The sequence below is a fragment of the Methylopila capsulata genome (assembly GCF_016907975.1).
Lineage (GTDB): Bacteria > Pseudomonadota > Alphaproteobacteria > Rhizobiales > Methylopilaceae > Methylopila > Methylopila capsulata.
Window position 1 is genome coordinate 158069 of the sequence record NZ_JAFBCY010000001.1, and the last position, 16631, is coordinate 174699.

General features: G+C 71.0%; 12 protein-coding genes. 5 read left to right on the forward strand and 7 right to left on the reverse strand.

What is annotated here, in order from left to right:
* Positions 1–99: 99 nt before the first annotated feature.
* From JOD31_RS00745 to JOD31_RS00775, 7 genes are all read right to left on the reverse strand, one after another.
* Positions 100–714, reverse strand: a complete 615-nt coding sequence (locus JOD31_RS00745) for an LbetaH domain-containing protein (protein ID WP_204948416.1) — start codon at positions 712–714, stop codon at positions 100–102.
* Position 715: 1 nt separating this feature from the next.
* The gene (locus JOD31_RS00750) at positions 716–1966 is read right to left on the reverse strand and encodes a hypothetical protein (protein ID WP_204948417.1); all 1251 of its coding nucleotides are present in this window, start codon (positions 1964–1966) and stop codon (positions 716–718) included.
* Entirely contained in the window at positions 1963–2544 is a 582-nt protein-coding gene (locus JOD31_RS00755; protein ID WP_204948418.1) for a YdcF family protein, read from the reverse strand. Before JOD31_RS00755 ends, JOD31_RS00750 begins: the two co-directional genes overlap by 4 nt.
* Before the next feature lie 81 nt (positions 2545–2625).
* Positions 2626–3525, reverse strand: a complete 900-nt coding sequence (locus tag JOD31_RS00760; protein WP_204948419.1) for a glycosyltransferase family 2 protein — start codon at positions 3523–3525, stop codon at positions 2626–2628.
* 36 nt (positions 3526–3561) lie between these two features.
* Positions 3562–4665: an MraY family glycosyltransferase gene (locus JOD31_RS00765; protein WP_204948420.1), complete on the reverse strand. Its 1104-nt coding sequence runs from the start codon at positions 4663–4665 to the stop codon at positions 3562–3564.
* 197 nt (positions 4666–4862) lie between these two features.
* Positions 4863–6455: a lipopolysaccharide biosynthesis protein gene (locus JOD31_RS00770; protein ID WP_204948421.1), complete on the reverse strand. Its 1593-nt coding sequence runs from the start codon at positions 6453–6455 to the stop codon at positions 4863–4865.
* Entirely contained in the window at positions 6452–7399 is a 948-nt protein-coding gene (locus tag JOD31_RS00775) for a hypothetical protein (protein WP_204948422.1), read from the reverse strand. The genes JOD31_RS00770 and JOD31_RS00775 overlap by 4 nt, the downstream gene beginning before the upstream one ends.
* Positions 7400–7741: 342 nt before the next feature.
* Between JOD31_RS00775 and JOD31_RS00780 the strand changes: the two genes are divergently transcribed.
* The 5 genes from JOD31_RS00780 (at position 7742) to JOD31_RS00800 (ending at position 16552) form a co-directional block, all read left to right on the forward strand.
* The gene (locus JOD31_RS00780) at positions 7742–10624 is read left to right on the forward strand and encodes a N,N-dimethylformamidase beta subunit family domain-containing protein (protein ID WP_204948423.1); all 2883 of its coding nucleotides are present in this window, start codon (positions 7742–7744) and stop codon (positions 10622–10624) included.
* Positions 10625–10761: 137 nt separating this feature from the next.
* Positions 10762–11787 (forward strand): glycosyltransferase family 2 protein, encoded by a 1026-nt coding sequence (locus JOD31_RS00785; RefSeq protein WP_204948424.1) that lies wholly within the window; start codon positions 10762–10764, stop codon positions 11785–11787.
* Between the two features lie 6 nt (positions 11788–11793).
* A complete protein-coding gene (locus tag JOD31_RS00790) occupies positions 11794–12804 on the forward strand; it encodes a hypothetical protein (RefSeq protein ID WP_204948425.1) in 1011 nt (336 codons plus the stop codon).
* Positions 12805–13146: 342 nt separating this feature from the next.
* The gene (galE, locus tag JOD31_RS00795; RefSeq protein ID WP_204948426.1) at positions 13147–14172 is read left to right on the forward strand and encodes a UDP-glucose 4-epimerase GalE; all 1026 of its coding nucleotides are present in this window, start codon (positions 13147–13149) and stop codon (positions 14170–14172) included.
* The gene (locus JOD31_RS00800; RefSeq protein WP_204948427.1) at positions 14165–16552 is read left to right on the forward strand and encodes a glycosyl hydrolase family 28-related protein; all 2388 of its coding nucleotides are present in this window, start codon (positions 14165–14167) and stop codon (positions 16550–16552) included. The genes galE and JOD31_RS00800 overlap by 8 nt, the downstream gene beginning before the upstream one ends.
* The last annotated feature ends 79 nt before the right edge of the window (positions 16553–16631 follow it).

Below are 16631 nucleotides of genomic sequence, written 5' to 3' on the forward strand. Positions count from 1 at the left end.
AAGAGGGATGCAACCGCACTTCGAAGCTTGAACGCTTACCGCCTTGGTCATGACCGCGTGCGAGGCGCTACCTCCAAAGGTTTACCGGGGCCGATGCGCTTACCCAGCCGCCGCCGCGCTCGGCCGGCCCGGATGGGCAGCCCCATCGCGCCGCCGCTCGCGGCGGGCGGTCGCGGGGTTGCCGGCGTAGACGGTCCAGGACGCAAGGTCGCGCGTGGCGACCCCGCGCGCGCCGAGCACGGCGCCTTCGCCCAGCGTGACGCCGGGGCCGACGAAGGCCTCCGCCGCGATCCAGGCCCCGCGGCCGATGACGATGGGACGGGCGACCAGCGGGAAGGTCGGGTCGTCGACGTCGTGGCCGCCGGCGCACAGATGCGCCCGCTGCGAGACGATCGCGTAGGGCTCGATCGTGATCGGCGCGACGTCGTAGCAGATCACGCCCGGCCCGAGCGAGGCGTGGGCGCCCATGGCGAGGTTCCGCGGCCACCAGATCGAGACGCTTGGGTAGACCCGCGCGGTCGGCGCGATGTGAGCGCCGCAACACCGGAGCACGGCGGCGCGCCAGGCGAACAGAGGCGGCGGCGTCCAGCGCGCCGCCACGAGCCACAGCGCGCGCCAGCCGAGACGGGCCAGCCGTTGGCGACGGCTGAACGTTGGCCGGTTGAGCGCGTGGAAGGGGATGGCGCCGGGCGGGGTCGTGGGGGCGTCCGCCATCTCAGACCGCCGCCGTCGCGCCGCGCGGCCTGCGGCGCGCGGCGAAGACGAGAGCGGGGCCTACGAACAGCGCCATCTGCACCCACGCCGCTACGATCCAGTTGGTGTGGTGCGAGAAGATGTGCATCGCCGGCAGCGCGCTCAGCATGTAGAGCAGCTGGCTCGATGCGTCCCCCGCGATGGCGCTGAGGTAGATGCGGCGCATGATCCAGCCGACGGCGAAGAACTTCAGCGCGCCGAACCACCAGAACGAGCCGAAGGCGTCCGCCATTCCCGTGTCGGTGGTCCCGAACTTGGCCTCGTAAAAGCGGTCGGCGGCGCCGGATACGCTGACGATCAGCGAACGCTTCAGCTGCTCGCCTACGAGCTGGGACGGGACGAAGGTCATGACGAGCTCGTTCCAGTGGAAGAGCCCGTAGTCGAAGGCCTGGTTGCGGGACGTGAAGTCGATCCGCATCACGGCGTTCTGGAACTCGTAGCCGCCGTCTGCGAGCAGGGTCTTGAAGTTGCCGACGAAGTCGATCGAAGCGATCTCCGCGATCCCCGGCGTCTCGCCGCGCCGGGTCATCTTGCGGTAATCCTCAGTGCTGCCGAGCGCCGTCATGCCGAGCACGAGCGCCACCGCGACGGCGGCCCGGGGCAGGGCGCGCCGGCGCTGGAACCAGACCGCGAGCGCGATCAGCAGAACGAACTCGAAGGCCTCGCCGCGCTTGCCCGTCACGTAGACGCGGTCGAGGTAGAGCGCCGAGTCGGCGAGCGCGATCGCGAGGGCCGGCAGAGAGGGGAGGCGCGCGGCGCACAGCACTGCGATCGCGAAGCCGTAGACCAGCATCTTGGAGAAGAACAACAGCACCACCGGCAAGCCGCTGATCGCGACCGACACCGTCTCCTCGGGCGGCAGGCGCCCGACCGCGACGTAGAACCCCGCGCCCATCGCCGACAGCGCCGCGGCGGCGATGAGCAGGCGCGTCTCGTCGAGCGGGACGCTCTGGCGCAGGAGCGGCCGACGGGCCAGGCGCCATCCCAGCGGCGTAGCTCCGAGGCAGGCGACGGTGAAGACCACGGCGGCCGAGAACCCGCCGTCCGGCAGGAAGGGGCCGTCCACCAGTCCGGGCAGTTGCGGAAGCACGAAGGCGGTCGACATGGCGGCTGCGAGAAACGGAAACTCGTAGACGCCCCCGCGCCGGACCAGGCCGTCGACGAGCAGGCCGAGGCAGAGCGCGGCCAGGATCGCCACCAGCATCCAGGTCACGGCGAGGGCGTCGCAGGCGCGCCCCAGGCCACGATCCCGTAGCGCAGCGCATACCACGCGATCTTCGCGTATTCGGCCAGAACCGCTTTGGACTCTCCGGTCCAGCCGAGGCGCCAGCGCGGCAGGTCGCGACGGACGGAGGCGCTCGCGAAGGCGATGGAGGGCGCCGTCGCGCGGAAGCACGCCAGCGCGCGGCGCTGGTGATACCAGTGCGTGACGAGGATCGCCGACCTCGCGCCCGCCAGCATTGGAACGGCCTGCCGCGCGTTGCCCAGCGTCGAGCGCGAAGCGCATTCGGTATCGATGGCGCCGGCCGGCGCGCCGCGGGCGACCAACATGTCGCGTATCGCTTCGCAGTCGCCCGCCCCGGCGACGAGGATCCGGCGTGCGCCCCCCTCGGCAAACAGGCGCGCGGCGCGTTCCGCGCGTGGCGGGCCGAAGCCTCCGAGGACCACGATGACGTCGGCGGGACCGGGGGCGTCCACGGTGGGCAGAACATAGCCAGCAGCGGTGAGGGCGCAGGCGGCGCACGCCGCCGCAACGATCAGGGCAGCGGTCGCGCGTCCCGCCCAGATCATCGCGACGGCCCGGCCAGCACGTCCGGGAAAGCCGTCAGAGCGTGGAGCAAGGCCCTGGGGAGGGAGCGCGCCCATCTTCCGTCAGCTTTTCCGGCCGGCAACGGGAAGGGGCGCGACCTGCGCGTCCCCGGTGTCGCGCGCCTCGCCCGCGTTCCGGGCGTCAGCGGCGAGGGTGCGACGGCGCAGCGCGATCTGCCAGTAGTAGAACGCTCGGGCCATCGCGAAGTGGAAGCCCGCCGCGCCGTCGAGCACGCCGAGCTTCAACACGTAGGAATGCAGGAAGGCTACAAGCCAGCGGCAGGGCGTGACCCGGAACGCGGTCTTCAGGACGCGCCGCGTCCAGCTCTCGTTCTCGGCGAGCTTGGCGAGAACGCCGCGTTCGGCGAGGCGCGCCTCCCAGTCGGCGTAGAGATCGTGGCGGCCGAAGTAGGCGGCGGCGGGCTTGCGGTCCCAGTGCAGCAGCGACGAGCGCATGCGGCCGACCGGGCCGTCGACCAGCGGCTGGTAGTGGCCCTCAACCTCCCAGCCGCCGGGTACGTCGAGATCGTCGGGATGGGGGAACCGCGTCCGGCGGCGGTCGACCAGCATGATCTTGCAGTTGCGGTGGCCGAAGCGCAGCGCTTCGCCCAGAAACACGAAGCGTCCTTCGATGAAGTAGGCGGCGCAGGGCGGGCCCTTTTCGATCAGCGCCGCGATCTCGTCGACGAGCTCCGGCGAGACGATCTCGTCCGCGTCCAGCATCAGGACCCAGTCGTTGCGGACAATCGGATGCTGGAGCGACCACTCCTTCTTCTTCGGGTATTTCCGGTTCCAGTCGAACGGCACGACGGCGGCGCCGTAGCGCTCTGCGATCGCCGCCGTCGCGTCGGAGCTCGCGCTGTCGGCCACGACGACCTGGTCGAAGCCGCGCAGGGCCGCAAGGCAATGGGCGAGGTTCGCCGCTTCGTTGCGCGTCGGGATGACGACGGAGACAGGGATCATTCCGGTAGCCCTTTCAAGACGGGACTGGCGCAACGGTCAGACGCCCTGCTGGTTTGCGGGGGCGCGGGAGGGCAGGGCCGCGTCGTCGCGCGCGGGGCGGGCGAGCCAGGCCGGGAGGCGCTGCGGGGCGTAGACGACGAACAGGGAGTGGGCGACGGCCACGGCCGCCAAGCCGGCCAGCAGCGCGCCGTCGGCGATCTGCGCGACGGCCCCGACGAAGCCGACCGCGCCGAGGGCCAGCGACGCGCCGACGATCAGCGCCGTCGCGCGCCCGGCTGGCACGCCGCCGTCGACCAGGATGTGGTGCAGATGACGCCGGTCCGCCGCCATCGGGCTGCGCCGCGCGCCGAGGCGGCGGACGATCAGGCTGAGCGTCTCGACGATCGGCAGGGCGCAGGTCCAGAGCAGCGCGACGAACGACGCGACACGGCCTTCCCCGCCGGCGAACGTCGCTACGAAATAGGCGACGCCGGCCCCGAGCAGCAGGCTGCCGGCGTCGCCCATGAACACGGACGCCCGGGCGCGCCAGCGGTGGCGCAGGTTGAACACGAGGAAGCCGAGCACGGCGAACAGCAGAGGCAGGAGCGGGATCGCCGCCGCCGTGCGCTCGAGCGCCATGGCGGTGATCGCGAGCCAGAACAGCGCGCCCGCGGCGACCCCGCCCGCGAGGCCGTCCAGCCCGTCCGCCATGTTGAAGGCGTTGGCGAGCCCGACGACGAAGACCAGCGTAAAGGGGAGGGCTAGCGCGCCGAGGGCGAGCCCGGCGTCCGAGGCGCCGCCGAGGCTCTCCACCACAATGTGCGCGGGCGCGATCGCCAGCGCCGCCGCCGCGAACTGCATCAGCAGGCGTGGCGCCGCCCGCAGGCTGATGCGGTCGTCGACAGCGCCGATGGCGACGAAGGCCGCGAATCCCGCGAAGGCGCTCCAGGGAACCCGAAGATCCGGCCCCAGGGAGAGCGAGGCCACGACGAAGGCCGGAAACATCGCGAGCCCGCCGACGAGCGGCACTTGGCCGATGTGCCGCTTGCGCTCGTCCGGCCGGTCGACGAGGCCGAGCGGAACCGCCGCGGCGCGCAGGGCCGCCACGAGCACGACGGTCAGAAGAAAGGCGTTCAGGAGCTGGGGAGCGTACGAGGTCATGGAATCCCGTCTCGTCGGTCCGGGGCGCGCACGCCGCGGCGCCTGTGGTCGTGCGGCGGATCGCCGTGGTCGCTCGAACGCTAGACGTCGGCCGGACTGCGCCGGGAGCTATGATTTCAGCCGAGTGGACCTCCGCCTTTGAGGCTGCGGAGAGGGGGAGGTGGGCGAAGGAGGTAGGCGGGGAGAGGCTTGCTACCTCAAGCGTCGGTCACGAGCCGGCGCCCGAATGCGCGCCGCGCGCGTCCGAGCGCCATGGCGCGGAGGTTGCGGTCGAGCACCAGCGTCCAGAACCCGAGGAGCGCCACCAGGCCGCCGGCGCCAGCGCAGGCGAGAGCCCGGGGCAGGGGACCCACATGCGCGGTCAAGGCGGCCGCAACCGCCATCGACGCCGAGGCCGCGATGAACAGCGCGAGGACGGGCGCGAGGACCTCCGCGACGTAGACCCGCCAAGGAATGTCGAGCCGGCGAAGCGCAGTGGCGGGAATTTGCCAGCCCGTGGTCGCGAGCTGGGCGAGCAACGTCGCCAGCGCGACGCCGACGAGCCCCAGAGTCGGCGCCAGCATGAAGCTGAGCGCGACGTTCAGCGCGCCCGCCGCAAGGTAGATCGCGGCGTAGATCTCGTTCTCGGTGGCGCGGGAGAAGCCGAACAGGAGGCTCTGCTGGGTGTAGACCAGCAGCATCGCGCAGAACGTCGCCATCAGCGGCAGTCCGGCGTAGTGCCCGGCGCCGAGCCAGGCGGCGATGATGGCGTCGCCGGCGAACAGCAACAACGCCGTCGCGAGCGCCATCAACCCCATCCCGATCCGCATGCTCTTCAGCACCAGGGGCGCGACGCGGTCGCGGGCCGTCGTGCGCCAGAGCTGCGAGACGTAGATGTTCGCGGCGTCGCCGATCGCGATGGCGATCAGAGCGGCGTTGAAGGCGAGCGTGTAGGAGGCGAAATACTCCGGGATGCGCTCGGGATTGAAATAGCCGGCGATGAAGTACTGGTCGGTGCGCGTCAACAGGATCGCGCCGATTTCAGTGAGGAAGTACTTCAGCGAAGGCGACAGCAGCGTTTCCGCCTCGGCCCGGCTCCATTTCCCGCTATCGGCGCTCACGGCGGACTCGTTGCGCCGGAGGTAGACGATCGCGGCGGCTCGGAAGGCGACGTTGCCCGCCGCCCCGATGGCGGCGAGCGCGACGAGCCCGCCGCCCGCCCACACCACCGCGGTCTGGGCGAGCAGGGTGAGGCTCGTCATCCCGGCGGACAGCAACGCGATCGGCGCGACGTGCCCGAGGCCGGCGATGACCGCGGTCCAGAGGCCGTTCGACAGCGCGATCGCCTGGCTGACGCAGATGATCGTCCAGGCGAGTTCAGCCTCGCGGCGCAGCGGTTCGTCGAGCCCGAGCGTCGCGATGAACAGCAGGCCGCCGCCCCAGGCGAGCAGACCGACGCTCGCCGCGATCCCCCGGTAGAGCACGCGTCCGGTCGCGATCAGCGCGGCGAAGGCCTGTGCGTGCTCCGCGGTGAGCGGCTCCTCGGGCCCGCCTGCAGCCTCGCCCCGCCGGAACGCGAAGCGGCGCGTGAGCGTCGAGGTCAGTCCGAGATCAAGCATGAGCAGCATGACCCCGCTTTGGCTGAGCAGCAGCCACACGCCGAGCTCCGCCTTGGGCAGGCTCTTGAACAGAGCGGGCATCAGCACGAGGCCGAGCGCGATGGCCACCAGCCGCGACATCCACATGGCCGAGACCGCAAGCGCGATGCGGCGGGCGACCGTCGAGCGGCGACCCGGATCGCTCGCGTTCAAGGAAACACCTCGAGCGCGAGCCGCCGGCAGAACGCCGTGAACCGGCCCGACCTCGGCGCGGGCGGCGGTCCTCCCGCTTCAAGCAGGCCCCAGGCCCGGGGACCGGCCGCCGGGGCCAACCGGCGGGCGAAGCGCAGAAGGTCGCCGCTCGCCGTCGCGTGGCCGCGGGCGCGTTCGGCGCAAACCGCCCAATAGGCCTGTTGCGCCAGCCGGAGGTTCGCGAGCCGGGCGAGCGCCGCCGCGTCGGCCAATCGTCGGCCGTCCGTTCGGAAAAACGCAGCGAAGGCCTCGCGCCGGGCGTTCAGGCTGCGGAGCGGGCTGCTGTCGTCTTCTGGCTCCGCAGGCGCTCGGACCGCGAGCGGCGCCGCACATTCCGCGACCGCGCCCCGCAGGCTGAGCCGCAGCCAGGCGCCCAGCCGCGCGCCTTCGCCCCCCGGCCGACCGAAGGGCGCGCCAAGCGCGGCGCGGACGATCACCGGCCCATCGCCTGAAGGCGCGCTCGCCGCGCCGCACATCCGGCGGATCGCCGAGAGGCCGTCGTCGATGCGCCAGTCGTTGATTGTGGGCAACGCGGTCTCTTCCGCCTCCGCGCATCGGCTGCAGCCGGCAACGACATCGGGGCGCGACGTCATCAGCGCGAGCGCCGCGTCGATGGCGCCGGCGACGAGTCTTTGGCCGGCAGAAAGCGTGAGCAGGAATGGCGCCTGCGCTCCGGTCGCCCAGCGGCGTTCGGTGGAGGCGTCGTTGTGGGGGAGGGCGAAAAGATCGGGGCGCGAGGCCGCGAGGTCACGCGCGAAGTGGTCGTTTTCGCCGCCGTCGCTGATGATCACCATGCGCATGCCGCCGAGCCCTTGCGCCCGGACGCTCGCCGCGCAGCCCTTCACGTCCGCCGTCCCCCGGCAGAGGATCGCAACATCGACAGGCGTTGCCGTCACGCCGCTCATCGCGTCCCTCCGGTTGAACCGAAGCGGATCTAGGCGGTCCGTGGGCGTCCGCCGCAACGGGGCCGATGGAGGAAGCGCAGGCGGCGGCTCTACGCCTTCCGGAGCAGCGGCCCCGTCGGCGCAGGCGCGGGCTTACGTCCGCCCCTGGCCGTTTGGCGGCTTATGTCCGCTCTCTACGCCTTTCGAGGCCTGAATACCTCTTTCAGGTGATGAACCGCGCAGCGCCTACCGCTCAAGCCAATCTTTCAAGGATGCTTCGATTAGCAAAATACTTCGGAACGGGGCTTAAGAACTCCCTTTCTGTCAACAACATGTCGCCGGGGGCGGCAGCCGGGGGCCACCATGCGGGCTGTGTCCGAAAGCGACGTCACGTCCAGACCGTTCATCGACCACGAGGCCGCGCTGCGCATGGCGGCGGGCGACGAAGGACTTCAGGCGGCGACCAACAAGATCACGGTCGAAAACGCCAAGCCCGGCAACCCGCCGAGCGACTGGATGATCAATGGGATCGGCGACGACACCATCGTCGGCTTTGCGACCGACATCAGCCTCAACCGCGGGCAGACTGTCAGCTTCAAGATCCGGACGAACTCGCTCAACTACCGGATCGACATCTACCGCCTCGGCTACTACGGCGGAAATGGCGCCCGGAAGGTCACGACCATCCAGCGCCAGCTCGCGACCGCGCAGACCCAGCCGACCCCGGGCGGCGACCCCAGCATCGGCCTGGTGGACTGCGGCAACTGGGCGGTGTCCGCGACCTGGACCGTGCCGTCCACCGAGGTGACGGGGCTCTACATCGCGAAGCTCGTCCGGCAGGACGCCACCGCCGGCGTCAACCACATCCCCTTCGTGGTGCGCGACGACGGCGTGGCGAGCGACCTGCTGTTCCAGACCTCCGACACCACCTGGTGCGCTTACAACTCCTGGGGCGGCTACAACCTTTACGGCGGCGACCTGCCGGCCTTCCGCGCGTACAAGGTGAGCTACAACCGGCCCTACAACACCCGCGGCTACGATTTCCAGAGCGGGCCGCAGGATTGGATCTTCGGCGTCGAATACCCGATGATCCGCTGGCTCGAACGCAACGGCTACGACGTCTCCTACTCCACCGGCGTCGACAGCGACCGGCGCGGCGCCGAGATCCTGCTCCACAAGATCTTCCTGTCGGTCGGCCACGACGAGTACTGGTCCGGCCCGCAACGGGCCAACGTCGAGGCGGCGCGGGACGCCGGCGTCAACCTCGCGTTCTTCAGCGGCAACGAGTGCTACTGGAAGACCCGCTGGGAATCGAGCGTGGCCGGCGCGGCGACGCCCTACCGCACCCTCGTCTGCTACAAGGAGAGCCGCGCCAACGCCAAGATCGACCCGTCTCCGACCTGGACGGGCACGTGGCGAGACCCCCGGTTCTCGCCGCCCTCCGACGGCGGACGGCCGGAAAATGCGTTGACCGGCACGATCTTCCAGGTCGACAGCTATCGGCTCGACACGATCAAGGTGCCCTACGAGAACTCCCGCTTCCGGTTCTGGCGCAACACCGATTTCGCCAATCTGACGTCCGGGCAGACCGGTTCGCTGGTGAAGAACTACCTTGGCTACGAGTGGGACGAGGACCGCGACAACGGCTTCCGGCCGGGCGGCCTGATCGACCTGTCGCAAACCGCGCGCAACGTCACGACCTATCTGCGCGACTACGGCTCGACCATCGGCGCCGCGACCGCCAGCCACAGCCTCACGCTCTACCGCGCCCCGAACGGCGGCGGGCTCGTGTTCGGGGCGGGCACGGTCTACTGGGCCTGGGGTCTCGACGCCAACCACGACAACGAAGCGACCCCGGTCGATCGAAACGTGCAGCAGGCGACGGTGAACCTGCTGGCCGACATGGACGTCCAGCCCGCCACGCCGCAAGCCGACGTCGTCGCGACCCCCGCTTCCAGCGACGTTGCGCCCCCGGTCTCAATAATCACGTCGCCGGCCGTCGGGGCGCGGGTGCGGGAAGGTCAGCGCATCGTCGTGCGCGGCACGGCGACCGACGCCGGCGGCGTGGTGGCGGGGGTCGAGGTGTCGATGGACAACGGCGTCACCTGGAACAAGGCGAGCGGGCGCGCGTCCTGGACCTTCGCCTGGAACGCCCAGGCGCCGGGGAGCTACGTCATCCGCGCGCGGGCGACCGACGACAGCTGCAACACCGAGACTCCATCGGCCGGCCGCACGCTCACGGTGCTCGCCCCGACCACAGAAAGCCTGTGGAGCTACGCCGACGCGCCGGCGAACCCGTTCGTCGAAGACACGACCCCGGTCGAACTCGGCCTGAGGTTCGTGCCGGCGGTGTCGGGGCAGGTCACGGGCGTCCGCTTCTACAAGGGAGATCTCAACGTCGGCGTCCACGCGGCGCGGCTCTGGACGGCGGCCGGCGCACAGATGGGCGTCGCCACCTTCGCCAACGAGACCCTGCGAGGCTGGCAGCAGGTCCTGTTCGCCACGCCCATCGACGTGACGGCTGGGACGCCCTACGTCGTCTCGTATCACACGGACGCGTTCTACTCCGCCGATCCCGGATACTTCGCCGCCGCCCGGGTTCGAGGACATCTGACGGCCCCGGCGAGCGCGCCGGCCGCGCTCAACGGCGTCTTCGCCTATGGCCCTGCGGGAACGTTCCCCGACGGCTCCTTCGACGGAACCAACTATTGGGTCGACCTGACCTTCGCGGCGGGGCCGCCCGCGCCTCCGATCAACGGCGAGACGCTGTTTCCGGACACGGCGACGCCCGCGGTCGTCACCGAGAGCGACCCGACGCCGGTGGAGCTCGGCGTGCGTTTCCGGGCGAGCGTCGCCGGCACGATCACCGGCATCCGCTTCTACAAGGGGCCCAGCAACGTCGGCGCGCACGAGGGCCGGCTGTGGAGCGCGGCGGGCGCGCAACTCACCATGGTCTCCTTCACGTCGGAGACCAGCAGCGGGTGGCAGACGGCCTTGTTCGCGACGCCGATCGCGATCACGGCGGGGACGACTTACGTCGCCTCCTACCACACCACCGGCTTCTACTCCGCCGACACCAACTACTTCGCGACGGCGCGCGTCAGCGGCTCGCTGACGGCCCCGGCCGACGCGCCTGGGGCTGCGAACGGCGTCTACCAATACGGACCGAGCCAGACCTTCCCGACCGAGACCTTCTCCAAGACGAACTATTGGGTGGACGTCGTCTTCAAGGCGACCACGGCGTGAGCTTCCGCGCCGGCCTACCGCTTTGGAGGCGCCGCCTTCGCCGAAGGGGCGCGTGGCGGCGGCCGCGCGCCCGCGGCTAGCCTTCCTCGCCGGGACGCAGAGCGCGGGCGGCCACGAGAGCGGGACACGTCAACGCCATGGCCGTCGTCGACATCGCAATCCCCTGTTATCGCTACGGCCATTTCCTCAAAGACTGCATCGAGAGCATCCAGGCGCAGTCGCTGCACGACGTCCGCATGCTGATCATCGACGACGCCTCGCCGGACGATTCCGCCGAGGCGGCTCGCGCGCTCGCGGCCCGCGATCCGCGAATCGAGGTCGTCGTCCACGAACGGAACCGCGGCGCGCTCGTGACCTACGACGAGGGCATCGCCTGGGCGACGTCCCCGTACATGCTGTTGCTGTCGGCGGACGACTTCCTTGCCCCGGGCGCGTTGGCGCGGGCGGCGGCCCTCATGGACGCCCACCCCAAGGTTGCGCTGACCTACGGCAGGAGCGTCGACCTGCACGAGGGCGATCCCGAGCCGACGTTCTCGGACCCGAACGCGCCGCCGGAATGGCGGTTGAGATCGGGCGAGGCGTTCATCCGGGAGCATTGCGAGCGGATCCGGAACCTGGTGCCGACGCCGACGGCGATCGTCCGCACCGCCGTCCAGAAGAGAGTCGGCGGCTACGACCGTTTGCTGCCGCACGCCGGCGACATGGAGATGTGGATGCGGCTCGCCGCCTATGGCGACGTCGCCGACACGCCGTTGACGCAGGCGGTCTACCGGCTGCACGGCTCCAACATGTCGCGCGCCTATTACGCGCTGATCCTCGTCGACTATGAACAGCGCGCGCTCGCCTTCGACACGGTGTTCAAGCATCACGGGCCTCGCGTCCCGAACGCGCGGCGGCATCATGCGCTGGCGCGACGTCGTCTCGCGGAGGCGGCCTATTGGACCGGCGTCGCCCGCTGCTGCCGGGGCGACATGGCGATCGGCCGCGACGTGCTCGGCTTCGGCCTCGCGCTCCGTCCGCGGATGCGCCTGCTGCCGCCCGTCGGCCAGCTGTTTCGCCACGAGCGGCCGGACCGGAAGATCGCGAGCGTCCTTGGCGACGGTCTGCGCCGGCTGGCGCTCCGCGCGGGCCTCATTCCCCGGCAGTCCGCGAAGGGGCCGTGACCCGCCATGACGCCGGCGGTCAACTTCGTCGTCGACAGGTCCTCGGAGCAATTGGCGCGGTTGCGGGCCGTCAGCTCCATGGACGACTGCTTCGAGCGCGCGCCGGACCTCGCCGCAGGCATGTCGGCGCACGGCGACCTCTGCTGGTGTCTGCAGACCTACCTGATCCTGGCGGAGCAAGGCGGCCTCAACGTGCGATGCTCCAACACGCTGCACCGCGACGCGATCAACATCGTGCACTCGGCGCATCTCGCCCGCATCGGCGGCTCGGCCGACGCCTTCGTGGTCTGCGCGCGCGCGGACTTCCCGGCCCGGCGCTGGGCGCACCATCATCTCGTGCAGAACCGGCTGCAGGCGGGCGCCGGCGCGACCTACCTGCCGCTCTGGCCCCAGCCACGGCTGAGGAAACGCAACCCCGAGCGCCGCGGCGTCGAGCGCGTCGCCTACGTCGGGCAGACCTTCAACGGCAACCTGGCCCTGAACGAGAGCAAATGGCGGCAGGCCTTCGAGGGCGTCGGGGTCGACTTCGTGGTTCCCGACCCGAGCGTCTGGAACGACGTGAGCGAACTCGATGTGCTGATCGGCGTTCGCAGCTTCGATCGTCGGACCTACCCCGGCAAACCTCCCAGCAAGCTCGTCAACGCCTGGCTCGCCGAGGCGCCCTTCGTCGGCGGCTTTGATTCCGCCTATGCCCAGGTCGGAACGCCGGGCGCGGACTACATCCGCGTCGAGACGCTGGAGGACGCGGTCGCCGCGGTCGATCGCCTGAAGCGATGGCCGCAGGACTACCGCCGCTTCGTGGCCAACGGCGTCGCCCGCGGGCGCGCGTTCACCCGCGAGCGCGTCTCCGCCCTGTGGGTCGAAGCTCTCAGCGGCGAGATCGCCGAACGCTACGACCAGTGGCTGCGGCGGGAGGAGTTCGAGCGCGCCCGGTTCCATGTGTTGCGCGGGATCGGGCGTGTCGAGGGCCGGTCCCGTGCGGCGGCCCGCCGAATCCGCTCCGCGCTCGGAGCCTGACCGAAGGGCGATGCGTCCCGCAATTCAAGCACGCCTCTCGTGGCGCCCTTCTCGGCATCGGCCGCTTCCATCCGCCGGATCCCATGGCTGCGCTCCGTGCATGTCGCTTCGACGGCGGTTTCACCATGCGCAAAAGACTGAGACGTCCGATGGAAGCCCCCCGGAGGTACGAGCCTCGGCGAAAAAGCGGATGTCTCTTCTACGCCGTTCGATGACGGACGGCGGCCGCGCACGCCGAAGAGCCGAGGCGCGCCGGGAGGCGGCGTCGCTAGCGTGATCCGCGACGTCGGTCGCCTCGCCAGGAGGGGCTCCGGCGCGGGCGCAAGACCCGGCGGAGCACCCATGACATCGTCAAACGTCCTCGTCACCGGCGGCGCCGGCTACATCGGCAGCCACATGATCCTCGCGCTGCGCGACGCCGGACGCCCGGTCGTCGTGCTGGACGACCTGTCCACCGGCCTCGCCGCAGCCGTTCCCGCGGGCGTGCCGCTGGTGCGGGGCTGCGTCGGCGACGCAGACCTCGTGACGTCGATCGCCCGGACCTACCGCGTGGGCGCGATCGTGCACTTCGCGGGGTCGATCGTGGTGCCGGACTCGGTCGCCGACCCGATGGCCTATTACCTCAACAACACCGTCCGCTCCCGGGAGCTGATCAGCGCCGCGGTGGCGGTGGGCGTGCGGAACTTCGTGTTCTCTTCGACCGCCGCGGTCTACGGCGAAGCCTCCGCGGAGCCGCTCGGCGAGGACACGCCCCTGGCCCCTGTTTCGCCCTACGGCGCTTCGAAGCTGATGACGGAGCGCATGCTGGCGGACGCAGGCCTGGCTTACGGCCTGCGCTACGCCGCGCTGCGGTACTTCAACGTCGCCGGCGCCGATCCTCTCGGGCGCGCCGGCCAGTCCGGGGGCAGGGCGACCCATCTGATCAAGCTCGCGGCGCAGGCCGCCGTCGGTCTTCGCGCCGGGCTCGACTGCTTCGGCGACGACTACCCCACACGGGACGGCACCTGCGTACGCGACTACATCCACGTCTCGGACCTCGTTCAGGCGCACATGCTCGCGCTCGGGCATCTCGAAGGCGGCGGCCCGAACCTCGTCGCGAACTGCGGCTATGGGTTCGGCGCGTCGGTGCGCGAGGTGATCGGCGCGATGAAGCGCGCGTCCGGTGTCGATTTCCCCGTCCGGCCCGCGCCGCGGCGCGCGGGCGATCCCGCGGCGCTGGTCGCCGACGCCACGCGGCTCCGCGAGACCCTCGGCTGGGTCGCCCGGCACGACGATCTCGACGGCATCGTCGCGAGCGCGCTCGCCTGGGAGCGCCGTCTGGCGGAGACGCGACGGCCGGCGTTCACGGCCGCGATGGGGCATGCCTAGGCGCTTGCTGGCGAGGCTCTGCGGCGCGGGCCTCGTCGCAGGTCTAGCCTTCGCCGTAGGCCTCGCGGCCTTGCAGGTCGTCGGAGAGGGAGCGGGACAGGCCGCCATCGCTTCTCGCCCGCCTCCGCTGGTTCCGCCGGGGGCGGACCCCTACGATCCGCCGTTCGCGCTCGAGGGCGGAAGTGGTCCCGTGATCGGCGACGGCCTGCGGACGGCCGGTCCCGGCGAGACCGTGACGCTCGCGGGATCGGACTTCGCCGCCAGCACGGTTTTCGAGGTCTTCAGCCAGGCGAGGGGCCGGCCGGGCGCCGTCGTCCGCATCGCGCCGGACTATGCCGGGCCGGCCGCGGCGACGCTCGCGCTGCCGTCCACGCTGCCCGCGGGCGCGATGCATCTGCTGCGCGCCCGTTCCGCGAAGGGGTACGGGCCGGCCTTCCCGGTCAACCGTACGGAGACCTGGTGGCTCGGTCCCGACGCCGCGGCGCCTAGCGAGCCGTTCGCCGTGTTCGGCCGCAACCTCTCCGATCCCGACGGCTCGCGCGCGGCGGTCTACCTGAAGACCTCGGCGACCGAGGGTCTGTTCTTGCCCGTCGTGACCGCCAACCCCTACCGCGTCGAAGTTCGAACCCCTGCGCTGCAGTCCGGCGCCTACGAGGTCTGGGCGCACAACGGCCGTGGCGGTCGGCTGGGCTGGAGCGGCCCGCTGACCTTGACGATCCGCAACGCGCCAGCCTGGTCGACCGTCGTCGACGTCGCCAACTTCGGAGCGCGCGGCGACGGCGCCAGCGACGACGGCGCCGCGATCGAGGCGGCGCTCGCCGCTGCGGAGCGGGCGGCCCCGAGCACCTTGCGGTTCGGGCGGGGCGTCTACCTCTCGCGCCGCAGCTTCCGCGCGCCGTCCGGCGTGCGCTGGCTCGGCGCCGGACGAAACGCGACCGCGCTCAGGCTGGCGGCGCCTTTGGATGCCCAGGGCTTCATCTACGCGGGCGGCGACGTTCGCGACGTCGCGATCGAAGGCCTCACGATCGACGCCGACCGCCGGGTCTCGGCGCAGGATCGCGCGTTGATCGCGCTGGGCGGCGCGCGGATCCGCATCGCCGACTCGCGTCTCAACTCCTGGGGCGGCGAGACGCTGCGGATCTCAGCCCGCGGCCTGGAGATCGTGCGCAACGAGATCACCGGCGCCGGCAGCTTCCTCGGCGTGAGCGAGCAGGTCTTCGCGACCGGCAACGTCTTCCGCATGACCAGCGACGCTGAAGCCGCGGTCACGAGCTGGGGCGGACGGGAGTTCGCGCTCGTGGGCAACCTGCTCGTCAACGCCGATCCCTCGCGGGCCGACGGGTCTGGCATCGGCCGCCTGTTCGTGGCCCAGGGGCACTTCGGCAGCGTCCGCGACGCCTACTTCAGCGGCAACGAGACGCGCAACGCCGCGCCGCGCGACTGCGCGGCGGTCGACTGCAACAAGGGCGAACAGATCATCTTCGAGTTCGGCGGCGTCGCTCTTCTCGGCCGCGCCTCGGCCTTGTCGCCAACCACCGTGACGATACCTCGGCTCTCCCTTGCGCCCGGCGCGACGCGCGGCGACGTGGTGATCGCGGCCGGCCGCGGGGCGGGCCAGCGGCGGCGGGTCGTGTCGATCAAGGGCGACGTCGTGACCTTCGACCGTCCCTGGACGGCGCCGCCGGACCGGACGAGCAGCCAGTTCTATGTAACCCCCGTCGCGGAGCGCGCGGTGGTCTACCGCAACCGGCTTCAGGGCCGGAAGACCTACGCGGCCCACGACTCGAACTCGACCGCCGTGCTCGTCTGGGGCCTGTGCTTCGACATGGTCGTCGCCGACAACGACATCTCGCGCATGCGTCATGGCGTGATGGCGGCCGCGACCTCCGGCACGCCTCAGGACAGCGTATCCGCGCCGTTCTTCACGCTCGTGGAAGGCAACCGCATCCGCGCGGTCAACAACGGGATCTACGCCGGGCTGACCTTCGGCTACGACACCCACCCCGCTGTGCTTGGCGGCGTCGGAAACGTGTTCCGCCGGAACGATATCCGCGACGTCGCCCATATCGGCCTCGCCATGGACCTCTGGGACAGCCGCGGCGGCGACGTGATCGCGCCGGTGTTCGAGCGCAACCGCGTCGTCGGCGCGCCTTACGGCATGGTGACGGGCCTCAAGCTGATCTGGTCGGGGCGCCTGTTCCGCAGCGTGCCGCCGGGGAGAGGGCGGCTGCTGGGCGCAGTCCTGCGCGGCAACGTCTTCGTGCGCGGCCTGCTGCTGAGCCCCGGATCGATCGGCTTTTGGGCCAGCCGCGGCGTGCGTTGGAGCACCCATGGCGACCGCTGGAGCGGCTTCCGAGCCGGCGCCAGCCCGACGCCATAGACCGCAAGTCGTCGCGGGGAGAGGCGAAGGCCTCCCCGAACGACGTAGGCCACCGCCCCAAGCCCCAAGGACCCTCCTC